9 protein-coding genes are annotated in these 17,196 nt (G+C 61.4%); 2 read left to right on the forward strand and 7 right to left on the reverse strand.

All coding sequences use genetic code 11. The features are described 5' to 3' along the window. Nucleotides 1-42 precede the first annotated feature (42 nt). Nucleotides 43-2,601 carry a bifunctional 23S rRNA (guanine(2069)-N(7))-methyltransferase RlmK/23S rRNA (guanine(2445)-N(2))-methyltransferase RlmL gene (gene rlmKL / locus AAA069_RS05900; RefSeq protein WP_349127812.1) on the forward strand — a complete coding sequence of 853 codons (2,559 nt, stop codon included), beginning with the start codon at nucleotides 43-45 and terminating at the stop codon, nucleotides 2,599-2,601. A gap of 95 nt (nucleotides 2,602-2,696) precedes the next feature. Here rlmKL and AAA069_RS05905 read toward each other — a convergent pair whose 3' ends face one another. The 5 genes from AAA069_RS05905 to AAA069_RS05925 all read right to left on the reverse strand — a co-directional run bounded on the left by AAA069_RS05905 (nucleotide 2,697) and on the right by AAA069_RS05925 (nucleotide 8,452). Next, nucleotides 2,697-3,410, reverse strand: coding sequence for a response regulator transcription factor (locus AAA069_RS05905; RefSeq protein WP_195361449.1), 714 nt, complete (start codon nucleotides 3,408-3,410; stop codon nucleotides 2,697-2,699). A gap of 4 nt (nucleotides 3,411-3,414) precedes the next feature. Beyond that, entirely contained in the window at nucleotides 3,415-5,040 is a 1,626-nt protein-coding gene (locus AAA069_RS05910) for an ATP-binding protein (RefSeq protein ID WP_138375136.1), read from the reverse strand. 112 nt (nucleotides 5,041-5,152) lie between these two features. Next, nucleotides 5,153-5,347 (reverse strand): hypothetical protein, encoded by a 195-nt coding sequence (locus AAA069_RS05915; protein WP_006235656.1) that lies wholly within the window; start codon nucleotides 5,345-5,347, stop codon nucleotides 5,153-5,155. 69 nt (nucleotides 5,348-5,416) lie between these two features. After that, entirely contained in the window at nucleotides 5,417-7,444 is a 2,028-nt protein-coding gene (locus AAA069_RS05920; RefSeq protein WP_035138754.1) for a KUP/HAK/KT family potassium transporter, read from the reverse strand. Between the two features lie 159 nt (nucleotides 7,445-7,603). Further along, a complete protein-coding gene (locus tag AAA069_RS05925; RefSeq protein WP_349127813.1) occupies nucleotides 7,604-8,452 on the reverse strand; it encodes a nitroreductase family protein in 849 nt (282 codons plus the stop codon). A 213-nt stretch (nucleotides 8,453-8,665) separates the two neighbouring features. On the opposite strand from AAA069_RS05925, the gene AAA069_RS05930 reads away from it, so the two are divergent. Then, the gene (locus tag AAA069_RS05930) at nucleotides 8,666-10,966 is read left to right on the forward strand and encodes an LTA synthase family protein (protein WP_349127814.1); all 2,301 of its coding nucleotides are present in this window, start codon (nucleotides 8,666-8,668) and stop codon (nucleotides 10,964-10,966) included. A 686-nt stretch (nucleotides 10,967-11,652) separates the two neighbouring features. On the opposite strand, the gene AAA069_RS05935 is transcribed toward AAA069_RS05930, so the two are convergent. Together AAA069_RS05935 and bilS are read right to left on the reverse strand one after the other, a co-directional pair. Further along, the gene (locus AAA069_RS05935; protein ID WP_349127815.1) at nucleotides 11,653-15,669 is read right to left on the reverse strand and encodes a fibronectin type III domain-containing protein; all 4,017 of its coding nucleotides are present in this window, start codon (nucleotides 15,667-15,669) and stop codon (nucleotides 11,653-11,655) included. Nucleotides 15,670-16,542: 873 nt separating this feature from the next. After that, entirely contained in the window at nucleotides 16,543-17,094 is a 552-nt protein-coding gene (bilS, locus tag AAA069_RS05940; protein WP_349127816.1) for a flavodoxin family protein BilS, read from the reverse strand. Nucleotides 17,095-17,196 lie beyond the last annotated feature (102 nt).

A 17,196-nucleotide genomic window follows, 5' to 3' on the forward strand; every position in this document is an offset into this window, starting at 1 on the left:
TATCCATCATATAATGGAGCGACGCAACCAGAGAGGTCACCCATGGAATTTTACGCAAGCTGCCCCGAGGGCTTTGAGTCCGCACTCGCCGATGAGCTTAAACGCCTCGGGCTTTCGCATGTTCGCCGGCTGAAGGGCCGCGCTACATTTGAGGGCGAGCTCGAAGAAGGCTACCGCGCCTGTCTGTGGTCGCGCCTGGCGAGCCGTGTGTTCGTGGTACTCGGGCGCTTTGAGGCGCAGGATGCCGATGAACTGTACGATAGCGTTTACGACATCGCCTGGGAGACCATCATCCGCCCCGGCGCCACCATCGCCATCACCGCCCGCGGCGTGACCGAGCAGCTGCGCAACACGCGCTTCTCGGCCCTGCGCGCCAAAGACGCGCTGTGCGACCGTCTGGCCGAGACCACGGGCCGTCGCGCCGACGTCGATGCCGCCGACCCCGATGTTCACCTGTTGCTTTCGCTGCGTCAGCGCCGCGCGAGCATCAGCCTGGACCTTTCGGGCGACCCGCTGTTCAAGCGTCTGCCGCCCGCTGCGACTCGTGCCGGCGAGGGCGCACACGTGTTGCGCCCCGACTACGCCGCCCTGGTGCTGGCGCAGGTCGGCTGGACCGCACTATGCGAGCGCGAGCTGACGGCCGACGATTACGAAAACGAAGCCCTTCCCACGCTGATCGATGCCTCGTGCGCCGGCGGCGGTCTGCTGCTGGAGGCCGTGAACATTCTGACCGACCGCGCCCCGGGCGCCGCACGCGAGCGCTGGGGCTTTAAGGGCTGGCAGCTGCACGACGCTGTCCTGTGGGAGCAGCTGCTTGCCGAGGCGCGCGAGCGCGAGGCGGCAGCGCGCGAGCGCCAGGCGCGCATCGTGGCCGTAGACATCGACCCCGCCGCCCGCAAGACTGCCGAGCGCATGGTCAAGTGCGCCGGCTACAAGCGTTTTGTCGACTTTTGTGCCGCCAAGCCCGCCACCGTGCTGGACCATGCGGGCGCCGTCGCCGGTGCCGCCCTGGTCGCGGACACGACCGAGACCCCGCTTTCGCTCATGCACGATGCCATGACGCTCATCGGCGAGCTGCGCCGCGCCCCCGAGCTCGCTTCGGCGCCGGTCGCCGCTCTCACCCGCGACGGCTTGCTGGCCCGCGCGCTCCACGCCGAGCCCGAGCGTTCGATCGCCATCATGCCCAATAACGAGGAGGCGGCTCTTGAGGTTTGGCCCTCGCTCGACCACGCCGCCGCGGCATTCGAAGCTGCGACCAGCGCAGATGCCGAGGAGCAGACCGCAGATGCCCAAGGCGAAGCCGCCGACACCCTCATGCCCGAACCTACCGCCACGCTCGACCTGGGCGACGGCAAGCCGCTGCCCGTGCTCATCCCGGAGTCCGAGCAGTTCGCCAACCGCCTGCGCAAGAACGCCCGTCTGCGTCGAAAGTGGGCAAAGCGCGAGGGCGTGAGCTGCTACCGCGTCTACGATGCCGACCTGCCCGACTACTCCGCTGCCATCGACCTGTACGAGGGTTGCCCGCAGACGCCGGGCCGCTGGCTCGTCATCGCCGAATACGCCGCGCCCAAGACCATCGACCCCGCACTGGCCCAGGCCCGTATGCTCGACATCTTGGCCATCGCGCCGCGCATCCTGTATGTTCCGGCCGAGCACGTGCACGCCAAGGCCCGCATGCGTTCGCGCGGCGGCTCGCAGTACGGCAAGCAGGGCGCCGGCAAGGCCGGCTCGGGCGAGCGCGCCAACATCGCGCGCCGTCGCCTGCCGCTCATCGAAGAGGGCGGACTCACCTTTGCCGTCAACTTTGACGACTATTTGGATGTGGGCATCTTCTTGGATCACCGCGTCACCCGCAACCTGGTGCGCGAGCACGCCAAACAGGCACGCCGCTTCCTCAATCTGTTCGCCTATACCGGCACCGCCACCTGCTATGCGGCAGACGGCGGCGTCGAGGAAACCGTGACAGTCGACCTTTCCAACACCTACCTGGACTGGGCCGAGCGCAATATGCGCCAGAACGGCTTTGTTGGTCCGCAGCATCATTTTGTGCGCGACGACGTGCTCGCCTGGATTCGCGACCAGCGCCAGACGCGCAACCGCTGGGACCTGATCTTTGTCGACCCGCCCACGTTCTCGAACTCGTCCAAGATGGGCCGCCGCACCTGGGATGTCCAGCGCGACCATGTTGAGCTTTTGGCCGGCGTATCGCGCCTGCTCGCACAGGGCGGCCACGCCATCTTTAGCTGCAACCTGCGTGGCTTCCGCCCCGAGACGCGCAAGCTCGCACGCGCGGGCGTCGTGCTGGAGGACATTACGGCGCAGACCATTCCCGAGGATTTCGCGCGCAACCAGAAGGTGCACCATTGCTATATCGTGCGCCGCCTGCCCATCGAGGACGCCATGGCCGAGGTCGGCTTTAGCGCCGAAGAGATTGCCGAGCGAACCGAGGAGCTGCGCAACCCCGAAGCCCACAAGCCTCGCGCAGCAGCGCCCGCGCACGCGCAGGCCGGCGACCAAGGGCCGCGCGGCGACGGCAAGACCGCCTGCGCAGGCAAGCCCAAAAAGAAGAAGTTCTACGCCAGCAAGCCCAAGGGCAAATAAACAAAGTTGCGGTGGAATACGGACTGTTTTGCCTGGAATTAGGCAAATTTAGACCGTATTTCACCGCAACTCATAGTGGGATGGCGGACGCCGTCCTACCCTTGGGTGACCAAGCGATAACCGATACCCACGTGCGTCTGGATATAGCGCGGGTGCGCGGGATCGGACTCGATCTTCTTACGCAACGTGCCCATAAAGACACGCAGGCTCGCCAGGTCGCTCTTAGTTGCCGTACCCCAAATCTCGTGCAGGATAGACTGGTGCGTCAGCACCTTGTCGGCGTTATGCGCCAGCAGACATAGCAGTTTGTACTCGATCGGCGTCAGATGCAGCTCCTCGCCGTCCATCGTGGCGATGCCGGCATCAAAATCGATATGCAGCTCACCGGTATCGAACGAGCCCTCGGAGGCAACGCCGCCCGTTTGCGCATACGAAAGGCGCCTGAGCGTCGTGCGAATGCGCGCGAGCAGTTCCTCGACCGAAAACGGCTTGGTCAGATAGTCGTCGGCACCGGCATCGAGCGCGCGGATTTTGTCCGCATCTTCGCTGCGCGCCGAGACCACGATGATCGGCATGCCTGACCATGCGCGCACCGACTCCACCACCTTGACGCCGTCCATATCGGGCAGGCCCAGATCGAGCAGCACGATGCTCGGTGCCTGCGATGAGGCGGCGGCGATGGCGGCATGGGCGGTCTCCACAGCCATATGGCGCAAGCCGTGCGCCTCGAGCGCGGCAACGATAAGATTGCGAACGGCGGGGTCGTCCTCAACGACCAAGATGAGCGGTTTTACGGCAGAGTTCGGCACAGCGCTACTCCTTATCAAACGAAACGTCGGCGGCGGGAAGTTCAATCGTAAAGACCGAACCGTGCGGGTCCGCCGCGGCAACCTCTATGCTACCGCCATGTGCCAACGCAATGGAACGGCAGAGCGAAAGACCCAGGCCAACGCTGCGGTGGCTGTCGGCCAGACCATGGTTGGCGGTATAGAACGACTCGAAGATCCGCTCGCGATCCTCGGGTGCGATGCCCGGACCATCATCGGCCACCGAGCACGCCACGCGTCCATCGTCGACGCTAATCGAAATCACGATATGCGAGCCCGCGGGCGTATAGGTGATGGCGTTGTTCACCAGATTGACCACCAGCTGCACCATCAGGCGCGCATCGACGTTGACGAGCGCTGGCTCATCGCACGCCACCACCTTAAGGTCGTGCTCGCGCACGGCAGGGTTCACGTGGCGCAGCGCCTCCTCGACGATATCGTCCATGAGCTCGAGCGTGGTCGACAGGCGCATACCGCCACCCTCGAGCTTGGTGATGGCGAGCAGATTCTCGACGGTGGCGTTGAGCCACAGCGCATCCGAGCGAATGGATAGAAGCAGGCCGCGGCGCGTCTGGGCATCGAGCACCGCGGTGCCGGTCGAGCCCTGGTCGAGCAGCACATCGGCATTACCCGAAATACTGGTGAGCGGCGTGCGCAGGTCGTGCGAGATGGAGCGCAGCAGGTTGGCGCGCAGCTGTTCGTTTTTGGCGAGCACCGCCGCCTCCTCGCGGGCCTCCATGGCGCGGGCGCGATCGAGCGCCAGCTCGCCTTCGCTCACGATGGCATCGGCAAGTGTCCGCTCCTCATGCGTCAGCACGTCGGGCTCGGCAACGATAGCCAGCACGCCCACCACCGAGGCGGGGTCGCCCGAGCGCGCGAAGCCGTCGCCTGTGCGAACCGTCAGGTAGATGCCATAAAACGCCGAGCCGCCATAGGTGGCATCGAGCGGCGTTCCCACATAGGCGGACGCCGAGAGCCGAGGCGGCATCTGCGGCGCCAGTTCGTGCACCGGTGCGGCATCGCCCACGGCCGTGTAAGTCGCGCGTGGCAGCAGGTCATCGCCCTCGGCGTCGGCGCTGTACCACACGACCGGGCAGCCCGAAAGACGCGCCAGCTGCGTGGCCATGGCGTGAACGATCTGATGCTGATCGGCGCACCGCTGCAGCATGCGGTTGGTCTCGAGCACCATATGCGTGCGGCGGTCGCTGGCGGCAGCCTGTGCCAAGGCGCGGCGCAGGGCCAACGCAATCGAGCTCGACACAAGCGAGACCACGAACATGATGAAGAACATGCCGGGATAGCCGCGGTCGATAAGCGACAGCGAGTAGCGCGGGTCGACAAACAAGAAGTTGTAGAGCGCCACGGCGGCAGCCGAGCTCAGCAAGCAATACAGGCGACTCCAGGTAAAGAATGCGCACAGCTGAACGGCGAACACATAGACGATCATGATGCTCGGCGCGAGACCCGGATGGTCGAGCAGCGCGCCCACAATCGTCGCCGCGACCAGCAGCCCCACCGATACGCAGGCGTCATACAGAGGAGTGCGGCGCGTCAGCGTTGTGCGCCGCCACCAAAAGCTATCGGCAATATCGCCGTCCGTACGGACGTCCATCAGCGTCCCGCCCCTCTCTCAAAAACAAAAACCACCACAAAGGGGACAGGCACCTTTGTGGTGGTTTCCCTTGTGGTGGTTCCAAGTGTATAGCCTTTGCAACCGGCGGTCGCTAGACAAACAGCACGTGCGCGAGCAGTGCGCACACGCACGCCGCGACAAGCACCGTCACCACGATCGAAATCACGCGGTCGGCCATGTCCATGTTGGCCCGATTCGTAAAGAACCGATCTTCGGCAGCATCGGCGCGTACCTCACGCACCAGCTCGGTCGCAAGATCGCAACCGTCAAGCACCTTTGCATCCATGGTTTCCTCCCAGGACTCAATCCCCGTCAATACAAGCCCGCCCGTTCGCAGACAAACCTCGAGCGTCGACTACGGCCGCTCGTTGGGAGCCAGGCGTTGCATCTTGTTCACGGCCTTGAACTTGGTGAACAGCGGCACGTACTCAAAGCTCACGTTGGAGTTCTCCAGGCCGTACCAACGCGCGGGCGTGCCGGCGGCGCGGCGAATGATGTACTTGAGCGTGATGGCCGTACGCTCGCTGGGCTCCACATCGCTTTCGGGCGCCAGAAGCTTACGGATCAGGACGAACTTGAACGTGCCGATGTTACCCGGATCCTTGTAGACCGAGTAGTCATGCGTCTGCGGCGGCAGCTCGCCGGTGGCAGCCAGGTCCTGAACAACCTGACGCAGGTAGGCATTGACGCGCTGGTTGATCTTGTAGCCCAGGTACAGGTGCACGCGGAACACGTAGTCGGTGCCGAACGTCTCGACCGAATAGGCAAAGGTGTGCGGTTCGTCCATGGTCTCGACATTCACGAACCACCAGGCGCGGGCACGCTTGGGATGCTTGTCCAAGATCGAATAGACGATATCGCGGTCGATGTAGTCGGTATGGGTGTCCTTGGTCAGGTACACGACGTTGTCACTCATGCGCTCGTAACGGTCGTCGTCGCGCAGGCGCTTGAGCTGCGGCAGGTAGCTGCGCAGCGGCAGCAGCGTAAACTGGCGCTGCTCGACCGCCGTGCCGTTGTACCAGCACACCATAATGCCCATGATGAGTGCAGCCATGAGGATGGTGAAATAGCCGCCGTGGAAGAACTTGGTGAGCGAGCTCACGAAGAAGAAGCCTTCGAGCAAAAGGAAGAAGGCCGCGAAGATCCACGGAGCAACCTTGAGCTTGCGCTCCTCGTGCAGGTAGAAGAAGAGCAGCAGCGTGGTGCACATCATAGTCAGCGTAATGGCAAGGCCGTAGGCGGCTTCCATATGCGCCGAGTTCTGGAACAGCAGTACCACGATGACGCAGCCGACAAGCATGACGTTGTTGACCATGGGGATGTAGAGCTGGCCCTTGGTCTCGGCAGGGTAGAAGACCTGCATGTGCGGCATGAGATCCAGACGGCTGGCCTCGGACACCAGCGAGAATGCGCCGGTGATGAGCGCCTGCGAGGCAATGATGGCCGCGACGGTGGAAAGGCCGACGGCAAACGGGCGCAGGCCCGGGGCGAGCATCTGGTAGAACGGGTTGAGGTCGGCAATGCCCATGAGCTCGGGGTTGGCAGCGTTGTTCATAAGCCAAGCGCCCTGGCCCATATAGGAAAGCAGCAGGCAGCACTTAACGAACGGCCAGGTAGCGTAGATGTTGCCGCGGCCGACATGGCCCATGTCGGAGTAGAGCGCCTCGGCACCGGTGGTGGCGAGGAAGCAGCTGCCCAGAATCATGATGCCCGCGTGGTTGTTGGGGCTCAGCAAAAAGGCGATGCCGCGCACCGGGTTGAGGCACAGCAGCACGGCGGGGTGCTGGAAGACAAAGAACAGACCCGTGCCGCCCAGGAACAGGAACCACAGCGTCATGATGGGGCCAAAGGCGTGACCGATCTTGGCCGTACCGATGCGCTGTACCAAGAAGAGCACGATGATGATGGCGAGCGTAATGGCGACGACGCGGCCCTGGTCATCGCCCAGCACGGCATGGACCGCCGGGATGGTGCGCAGGCCCTCGATGGCCGTGGTAACGGTAACGGCCGGCGTCAGGATGCCGTCGGCGAGCAGCGCGGCGCCACCCAGCATGGCGGGGATGATAAGCCACTTGCCGCAGCGCTTGACCAGGCTGTACAGGGCAAAGATGCCGCCCTCACCATGGTTATCGGCGCGCAGCGAGATGAGCACATACTTGATGGTGGTCAGCAACGTGACCGTCCACACGACAAGGGAGAGCGCGCCGAGCACGAACTCCTCCGTGACGCTTCCGATGCCGCCGTTGCCGGCAACGAGCGCCTTGGTTACATACATAGGACTGGTGCCGATATCGCCGTACACCACGCCCAGCGTGACGAGCATCGCCGAGATGCTCACAGGAATCGCAGCGTGCGAGGCTGCCTCCTTGGCCTTTTGTTCCATAAGCCGGTTTCCTCCCAACTTTAATGTTCGAAGGGATTATAGGTAATCGGCCTGCACTTGCACGGCACCGTTTTCCCAGCTAGATAAACATTTATACGGCCTTTAGGCCACCACGGCGATATGGAATGCGACAAAGGGACTGTCCCTTTGCCTCATCTGTCATTTTCCGAGCCAGTTTTTGAACCACCACTCCATGGAACGGCTCATCTCGGCCATAAAGGGGCTCGTGTGCTTGCGGGTGTAGATATCCACCACGCGCTCCCCCACCTCGCGGGCATGCGAACGGAACATCGCGTCCATCTCGGCCACCTGCGCGTCCATGGTCGCAGCATCGGCGCGGCAGTAGCGCTCCTCGTGCACCAGGTTCACCACGGGGTGCGCGATTGCCGGGCGCTCCTTGCGGGGCGTGCCGATGATGAGCATCGACAGCGGCATGGTATAGGGCGGCAGATCGAGCAGCTCGGCAACTTCCTCGGCATTCTCGACGATATCACCGATATAGCAGCTCCCCAAGCCCAGAGCCTCGGCGGCAACCACGGCGTTTTGCGCAGCGATCACGGCGTCCTGGGCCGCAATGGCAAAGTCGCCCAAACCCGGCGCGCGGCGGGGCGCCTTGCCCGTACGCTCGACAAACTCGGGCTCAAAGCAGCCCACGTGCTCAAACAGATCGATCCACTTGGCATAATCGACCACAAATATTAGTGCCCAGGGCGCCTTGGCGATCATGGGCTGGTGGTCGCACAGGTCGGCCAGACGATCCAGCGTAGCCTGCTCGCGAATGCTCACGATGGAATACATCATCATGGCGCCCGCCGACGGCGCGCGACTCGCCGCATGCAAAATTGCCGCCCGCTGCTCGTCGGTCACCGCCACGGGGCGGTCGTCGTCATCACGCGCAAAGGCACGCGTGGAGGAACGGTGCTCCAACGTGTCCAGCACCGCATTGCCCGTCGTCTCGACCGGATAACCGTTCGTATCCACAGCCTTGGTGCAAACCTGCTCGTTCATCGCCTCATCCTCGCTAATTCTTTAAGAAGCCTTTACGTTTCCGTGTAATTCCCGTCCATTATCGCGCAGGTCGCCACTACATTGCGCCACACCGCCACACGTGCGCGTTAATATGGCTGGTTGTTGTGCGCAGACACCAATTGCAGCGCATATCTTGGTAACAATCGGGTAAACCCCCGCTTTCGTACGTTTTAGTTTGTGAGGAGTCTCAGCATGTTCGCTGCCGCCATCTCGCTCGTCGGTCTTGCGGCGACCGTCTACCTTGTCTTGCGCGAGGCCAAGGCCATTCGCGCTCAGTCGGGCACCGTTGCCAAAAGCGCTCTTGGGTGGAGCGTCGCCTTCGGCCTGTTCCAGGTCTTTTTGACTATTTGGGGCGCCGTGGGCCTCGTCGCTCAAAACGAGCCGCTCGCCTTTGTGATGCTCATCCTGACCAACGCCATCCTCACCGGCTGCGCTTGGGCCAGCATCGCACGCGACCGCATCGCCCCGCGCGTCTTTGCGTTCGCCGCGCCCGACGCCCCCGCCCCCACCGGCAAGCTCGCCCGCCTGCGCGGCGCCTTTGTGGGCAAACCGCTCGTCGCCGCCGTCCTGTGCCTGCTGCTCGCCGGCGTCTTTGCGCTGCTGGGCATGGAGGTATCGTCCAACCACGACTTCACCTGGGTCTACCCCCTGTGCATCCTGCTCGAGTGGGCCATCATCACCGTGCTCATGACCGGCTTGTTCTTCCTGTTCCAGCGCCACGGCGCAGCTCCGGCCGTCCTGGCCTTCGCCCTCTTTGTCCTGGGCATTGCCGAGTTCTTCGTCATCACGTTTAAATCCATGCCCATCCAGCCGGGCGACCTTTCGGCCATCTCCACCGCCGCCGCGGTCGCCGGCACCGGCTACACCTTCTCGATCTCACTGTTCTGCGTGCTGTCCATGGGCTTTACCTCCATCGCCATGCTGCTGTGCGAGTACGCCGGCCTGGTGGCACCGCACCGTCAGAAGGGCGCCGCCAACGCCAAGCGCATGCTGCTCACCAACCTGCTCGTCGCCGTGCTGTGCCTGGGCGGTGTGACCGCACACGTCACGCTCATCGACTACTACAACACCCTCGGCATCACCGTCTACACCTGGCGCCCGCTCGAGAGCTACTGGCGCGAGGGCTACCTGCCCGCTTTCATTAGCGCAGCGCAGTCCATCAAGCCGCCCAAACCCGCCGACTACTCCGTCGACGATGCCAAGGCCGCGCTCAAAAAGTACGCCAAGGCCTACGACAAGTCCGACGCGGCCAAGAGCGACGAGCGCGCCGCCGCAAAGGAGCAGTTCGACAGCGAGAAGCCCACGGTCATCGCCATCATGAACGAGACCTTCTCGGATCTTTCGATCTACCAGAACATGCGCGCCGGCTACGAAGGCCCGCAGTACTTTAAGAACCTGTCCAACTGCCTCAGCCGCGGCAAGCTCTACGTGAGCGCCTACGGCGGCGGCACCGCCAATACCGAGTTTGAGTTTATGACCGGCAACTCCATGGCCAACCTGGGCTCGGGCGTGTACCCCTACACCATCTACAACATGGAAACGACCGGGAACCTGGCAGAGCAGTTCAAGTCGCTCGGATATTCCACCACGGCCATGCACCCCAACCACGCCACCAACTGGAACCGCGAGAACGTCTACAAGGACTTTGGCTTTGACCAGTTCCTGTCCATCAACGATTTCCAGGGAGCCGACACCCTGCGCGGCATGGTGACCGACCAGGCTACCTACGACAAGATTCTTGAGCTGCTCGACCAGAACGCCGATCCGCAGTTTATCTTCGACGTGACCATGCAGAACCACTCGGGCTACGATACGGGCCTGCTGCCGGTCGACAAGCAGATGCACCTGAATATCGATACGACCGATCTGGATGCCAAGACCGTCGAGGACGGCACGCTCTCCGATGTCGACGAGTATGTCTCGTGCATCGAGCAGTCCGACCAGGCGCTTCGCTACTTCCTCAACGCCCTGAGCAAGCTCGACCGTAAGGTAGTCGTGGTGTTCTGGGGCGACCACCAGCCGTTCTTCCCGTCCAAGTTCAACGACAAGTGGTTTACCGGCGAGGACGATGCCACGCACCAGGAACGTCTGTGGCAGACCGACTACATCATCTGGGCCAACTACGACGTTGCCGGCTGCGACCAGACGAGCGAGGTCGACGACCTGTCCACCAACTACCTGTCCACGCAGCTTATGCAGCTGATCGGCGCACCGCTGACCGACTACCAGAAAGCGCACATGACGCTGCGCGAGTCGCTGCCCGCCATCAACTCGGTGGGCTACGAGGACGCCAGCCTGCGCTGGGCGCTTTCCTCCAACGTCACCGGTGACGATGCCGCCGCCGCAGCCGCCACCAAGGCGCGCGAAGATTACGCCAAGATGCAGTACTACGAGATGTTCCGCGACGGCAAGAACGTGTACACCGAGCACTTCCAGACCGAGGCCAACGAGACCGACCCCAACCTGGCGCCGGGCACGACCAAGATCAAGTAACGACTAGCTGCGAGTTCATAACTGAAACGTCTGTCCGGGCGGAGGCATATAAGGTTCCCTGCTCGGACAGTCCTGCGCAAGACGGAGGCCACATTAAGTGGCCTCCTTTGCGTGCGGAACTCGCGATGAACCTTATATGCCTCCGCCCGGACAGACGCCCTGTTGTTGGAGCGCGGCTTGTCATAGGGGTATCCGCTGAACATATATAAGTTGAAGGCCACGTTATGTGGCCTTCTTTGTTTGCGGAAAGTGTGTCCCGGAATTCTTGTCTGGAATGGGATGCAGTTTCCGCTTGGGACCCGATTGGGAAAGTGTGTCCCACTATTCAGCTGGATTCCGGGATGTATTTTCCGGTTGAGGCTCGTTGGGAAAGTGCGTCCCACTTTGGGGGCTGATTCTGGGACGTGGTTTCCGGTTGGCTCTCATTGGGAAAGTTCATCCCATTTCTCGGCCTAATTATGGGACGCAGTTTCCCGTTGAGGACCCTTTGGGAAAGTGCGTCCCGGTCTGGGCGCTCAAACTGGGATGGATTTTCCGGATGAGGGCTTGACGGAAAATGTGTCCCGTTCCGGGCGCTAATTGTGGGATGCAGTTTCCGCTTGCGGAGTCTCCACTCAACAGAAAACCCGGGTGGCCTGTTTTTTGGCTACCCGGGTTTTTGGGTTGTCGATATGTTCGACTGGCTACTAGTGGGTCTTGCGGCGCTTGATCAGCATGATGAGGGCTATCACTACGAGCGTTGCTCCCGCTGCTGCTGCGGTGGCGACTAGGGCGAATGTTTGGTCGCCGGTGTTTGCGAGGTTCTTCGCTGTGGTCGTAGTCTTGACCTTGGTGTCGGTCTTAGCTCCGTTGTCGGACTTGGGCTTGTCCGGGTTCGTCGGGGTCTCAGGAGTCTCGGGGTCCTTTGAGCCTTCGGAATCGGTTGGGCCGGCGGTGTTTACCAGCGTATGGTCCAGGAACTTCTTGGCACCCGCACTTGCCTGTGAGAACAAGCGGCGCGTGCGGATCGGGGTGGCGTTCACCGTTGTGGGCGCCGTCTCCTCGGCCTCGATATTCACGAGCGTCGTGCCGGTGTCGAGGCCCACGTCGTTGTATCCCACGTGGCAGTAATACTGCGCACCGTCATCGTCTGCGGTCAGGTCAATCTCGAGCTTTGAGGCCGTTCCAGCCGCGAGGTTGCCATCGGCACCCACGAGCTTAAACTCTGTCTCGCCGCAGCCCTTGCGGTACCACATATAGGTCGGTGCCAGCCCTGTTTCGCTATCGTCGGCACCGAGTTGCTTCACATGGCCAATCGCCGAGAGCGTCAGGTGGCTTCCCGCCGTGCGCTCAACCGAAGAGTCGTATCCAAGATCCGACCCCTCCGCAGCATCCGCCGCAGGTCCGCTCACGGTCATCGTCATGCCATCGGGCATGGTCTTGACCGTGATGATTGCCGAGCGAATACCTGTTTCGGTCGTGGATCCATTCTTAACGGCGGCGATGGCGAATCGATACTCCGTATTGGGCTGCAGCCCATCCCACTTGAGCGAGGTCTGCGTGTTGTCGGCAATCTTCCAGCTATTGACGACCGCATCCGCCGCATTGCTCTGCAGCATGCCCACGCCGTAGCTAAAGCCACTCTTGTTTGCGAGTACATCGTCCCAGCTAAACGTAACGCTGGTCGAATCGACGGCGTTTGCCGTAAAGCCCGTCACGGCCGGCGCGTCGGGCATCTCGACGTCCTTAACGTCATAGCCCACGATCCAGAACTGGTCGGTGTCCTTGGTGCCGAGCTTGTCGCCCGAGTCTGCCTCGAACTTGTCGACATCCACCGCGTTGACGCCCAGACGCCACACAAAACCGTACTTGCCCTGCGCGGCCTCGGGCAGGTTGTCGACGGTGCCGCCGTATTCGGTCGATTCACTCGAGGAGTTACCCGTAGTAAAGCCGGCGTTGGCACCAAAGCACAGGCCGCCAAACAACTCGTGCTTTGCGAGCTTCGCGCCCATGACAACGCTGCCGTTCAGCGTCAAGCCGAGCTCGAGCTCCTGCTCCTTGCCCTCCTCGACTTCGATGGTCTGCTCAATGCTCGCCCCCGACTGCGCGGCGGCGCCGTTAAACCCATCGTGCGTGTAGGCGCGCGTTACGCCAGGCTTGCCCAGGCCAAAGGAATCCCCAACGGGAGTCTCGCCGTTGAGCGTCGTTTGATAGGTTCCGGGTTCTCCCGACCGGTTGGTCAAAAAGTAGCTGAGCGGCGTCATATTGTGCTGTTTGGCAATGCGGTCATAGGCCTCGACATTAACGACCGAGGTCTGCGCGCCGAGCGACACGGGCGCCGCCATCACGCCCTTGCCACCAGTTTCCTCATTTTCGATCTCATACTCGTAATAGACCATCGGAATCGTGTAGAGCACGGCCTTGTCACCCTCGCCGGCATGCGACTCATAGCTTACGCTTGCGCTGACCGTGCGCTCGCTCCGGTAGTCATAGCATCCCTCGGCGGCAAAATCGACTGAAGCATTCATCGCGACCAGGGGCGGACCGGTCTGCACCTCGACGGCAACGCCCAACTCGGCGCCAATGGTATAGCCCCGGGATGTCCCCGTGCCCTTTTCCTCTCCGTATGACGTGCCGCCCAACACCAGATAGCCGTATGCCTGCTCCAGATCCTCAACATAGGGCGCATCCTGCAGCACGGCAAGCACGCGCGGGTTGGTATAGACCTTGTAGCGGTCCTTGTACGTGATCTTGACGCTGTCGTTGTCGACATCGGGCAGCGCGAGCGAGATAAATGTGCCGTAGGTAGTGCCGCGACGGTTGCTCTCGCTAATCACCTGCTCCTCGCCGCGGCGCACCTTTCCGTTCTCGTCGAGCGAAAAATGCGAGGCGGTCATCCAATAGTAGTCATCGTTCTTGCGCAGGTCCTCGTCGCGGTGCTTGCCCACCACGGCGATAAAGCTCTCGTTATAGCGGTCCGAACCCGAGACGCTGCCCGCCTTGACGTCGCTGATCCACACCTGCTCTATACCCTTGTGGTCATGCTTGTTGCTGCTGTTGTATTGCTGACCGCTCATGCTCATGGTTCCGACCATGGACCCCAAGCCCTGAGCCCCGCTCTGTGCCGTGTTGCAGGCAAAGTCGCGGAACACATCGCCGCCCACGAGCACCTCGTCAACCGCCAGCTGCTCGGACAGGCCGTCAAGGTTGGCAGTGGCAAGGGCAATAGGCGCCAAGGTGCACGGATAGCGCTTATCCTGAGCGCTATCCTTCCATGCGCTGTTGGGCACATGCATCAGCCCATAGGAGGCGAGGAGCCCGTCTCTGTATTCCTTACAATCGGAAAGCTTGAACTCGCCAGACTCCGAGTCAAAATACGCGTAGCGGTACAGCGCGCCGTACAGCCCCTTGCTGCCGTCAGAAGCGCCGTAATCAAAAGCGCTGCGTTGCCAGTCATAGCCCGCAAGAATAAGGCCCGTGACGGTTTCACCCGTCTTCTTTCCTTCTTCATCGTAGGCGGCAAACGTGCCGAACGTCGCATTCGCAGCGACCATGGTCTTGCCGTTCGCGGAGAGGGAGATTGCGCCCGCGTCGCCCAGAGCATCGACATGGACGAGCGCACCCTTGGATGCATCCCACGAAAACAGCTCGCAATGCGTCGACTTATCAATATTCTTCTTGCCGTAGGGTGCCGAGACCACGATGGCGAGGTCATCGCAAAAATCGCGATCGAGGTCGCCGGCCGCTAGCGAAACGACAGGAGCTGACTGAAGCTGCGTCCAGGAGTCGTTCCCGCCCTTGTTGTGCGTGGTGTAGTCCGCGGCGTTACCGGCATCGATCTTGACGACGCTTTGCTTCCAGTTGCCGCCCTCCAAGTCATACATGTCGACTACAGCCTTGCGCACGCCGTTCTCGTCGACATAGCAGCCCGCGTAGACAAAAAGCTCGTCGACGCCGTCGCCATCGACATCGCCCGCCTCGACATCAAAGACGGCGTCGTGCTCTTGCAGGTAACCGGCATCCAGGTACTTAAAACGGCCTTCGTACATCATATTAGTGTTGACCGTCACCGGCAGGTGTGTGTCGAGAGTGCGCGTACGCCCGTTGCTAAACGAGTAGAGGACCAGCTCAACCTTTCCGGCGTATGACTTGCCGTCAATCGTCGTGGAGGAACTGTCGCCGTAGGCACGGAGCTCGGCAACGCGGCTCTTTTTGCCCGTGCTGGCGTCGCTGCAGAACTCAACACTCGTGGCGTGAATGCCCGAGAAACCGTTGTTGTCGTTGGCGAGTACTGTTGAGGACTCATTGTTGCTTAGGTACGACCAGGTGCCGCCACCGTAGTCGCTATGCTTGTAGAGATCGCTGTTCGTATCGAAGTTGTTGACGTTTTGCCAGAACTTTGCGGCGCCCCACACACTTCCATAGCCATCGGTGAGTTTGCTGCTGCCGCCAATGTCACCGCGCTCGACGTTCTCGAGCTTGTCGCGCAGAGTGTAGCGATTGCCATGGCTACCGTTAGCTGCCATATAGACCTCGCTGCGCGTGGCAAACGTCGTGGGGGTATCAGTGGAATAGGGGCCAACGGTATCGGCCGGAATGTCCTCGCTCGTGCCCAGACCCAGGGCTTGATAATCCTGCTCGGTCATATCGGTGATTGCGGGCGCGTCTGCCGCCTGGGCAACCTGGGGCGTGGCCGTGAAGCAGGCGACGCTCGTGGCGATCAACGCAGCAAGCGCCGCCGTCCCAACAAGCGGGATTTTCGACAGCCTACGGATACGGGGGTGTGGAACGTACATGAGGGACCTCGCTTTATTCGAGTGGAGTGGACTCATTTTTGCAAATGATACATCCGATGCCCGATATCACGTGTCTCATTTTCGCCAACGGCGTGTCTCATTTTTGAGAATCCGAGATGCCGCGGAAATCTTATCCCAGCTCAAAGGCCATTTCTGGGATGTATTTTCCGTCGAGTGCCTCATCGGGAAACTGCATCCCATTTCAAGCGTCGATTCTGGGACGCATTTTCCCCTTAGACCCTCAACCGGAAACCGCATCCCACTTTGAGCGCAAATTCCGGGATGCATTTTCCGCTTGAGCCTCATTGGGAAACGGCGTCCCACTTTGAGGGCTGATTGTGGGATGCATTTTCCGGTTTTGCTCTCATTGGGAAAATGCATCCCGTTTCTTGACCGAATAATGGGACGCAATTTCCCGTTGGAGCGCCTTTGGGAAAGTGTGTCCCACTTCGACCGCCCAGAGTGGGACGCACTTTCCGCAAAGCACCTCAACGGGAAACTACGTCCCATTCCAAAGGCAAATTCCGGGACGCATTTTTCGAAAGCCTGCCCATCCGGAAAGCCCGTCCCACTTTGGACGCATCCGGGCACGGAACCATCGACCTATCAGGCCTCCCATCAATAAAGAGGCGTCCTTCCGGACGGCGGGGCACGAAGTTCATCGCGAGTTCCGCACGCAAAGAAGGCCACTTAATGTGGCCTTCGTCTTGCGCAGGACTGTAGAGCAGGGAACTTCGTGCCCCGACGCCCGGGAGAACGTTTCATTTAGAAAGATGGACCGACCGCCGTCAGCGATGGGAGCTACTCCCCCAGCACGGCTTTTTTGGCGGCTGCAGCCATGTTGTCCAGATCTTCCTTGGTGGGGTGATCCTTTGCGGCGACCCAGTTATCGAGCAGCATCTTAAAGCGGACATTGTCGGGATCTTGCTCGAGCATGGCCTCGTAGCGCTGCTTGACCGCAGGGCCCATCTTGCCCTGGCACATCGCCCAGCCCGCAAGCTCGGCATCCCCAGCCAAATTGGAAGTTACGCGGTCGATAATCTGCTGATAATAGCTCTGGTCGGCGCCAAAACCGCAGGTGCCAAACAGGAACACGCGCTTGCCGTGCAAGGCGGAGAGCAATGCCGCGACCGAAGGCGTGCACGCACCCTTGTCGCACCAAAAACCGACGAGCACCGTGTCGGCCGCGCAGGCGCCCTGCGCCTCAAGCGCAACCTGATCTGCATCCGCATCGTCGCTCAACGCCGCGGCATGGACAAACTCAACACCCGCAGCCTGCAGAGCGCGCTTGATCGCGCCCGAAACCATCCTGGTATTACCGCTCTTGCTGTTAACCACCAAAGAGCACGTCATAGTCACGTTGCCTCGTTTCCCCCAAAACTAAAGCCACTAATGCAATTTATTAGATGAATATCTTAGTACTAACGTGACAGATGTAAACCACCGTCTGCCGAT

It is taken from the genome of Collinsella sp. CLA-SR-H006 (genome assembly GCF_040097075.1).
GTDB lineage: Bacteria > Actinomycetota > Coriobacteriia > Coriobacteriales > Coriobacteriaceae > Collinsella.

Coding starts and splice junctions, on each gene's coding strand:
- rlmKL (WP_349127812.1), top strand. CDS start 43: ATGGAATTTTACGCAAGCTGCCCCGAGGGCTTTGAGTCCGCACTCGCC.
- AAA069_RS05910 (WP_138375136.1), bottom strand. CDS start 5,040: ATGGACGTCCGTACGGACGGCGATATTGCCGATAGCTTTTGGTGGCGG.
- AAA069_RS05915 (WP_006235656.1), bottom strand. CDS start 5,347: ATGGATGCAAAGGTGCTTGACGGTTGCGATCTTGCGACCGAGCTGGTG.
- AAA069_RS05920 (WP_035138754.1), bottom strand. CDS start 7,444: ATGGAACAAAAGGCCAAGGAGGCAGCCTCGCACGCTGCGATTCCTGTG.
- AAA069_RS05925 (WP_349127813.1), bottom strand. CDS start 8,452: ATGAACGAGCAGGTTTGCACCAAGGCTGTGGATACGAACGGTTATCCG.
- AAA069_RS05930 (WP_349127814.1), top strand. CDS start 8,666: ATGTTCGCTGCCGCCATCTCGCTCGTCGGTCTTGCGGCGACCGTCTAC.
- bilS (WP_349127816.1), bottom strand. CDS start 17,094: ATGACGTGCTCTTTGGTGGTTAACAGCAAGAGCGGTAATACCAGGATG.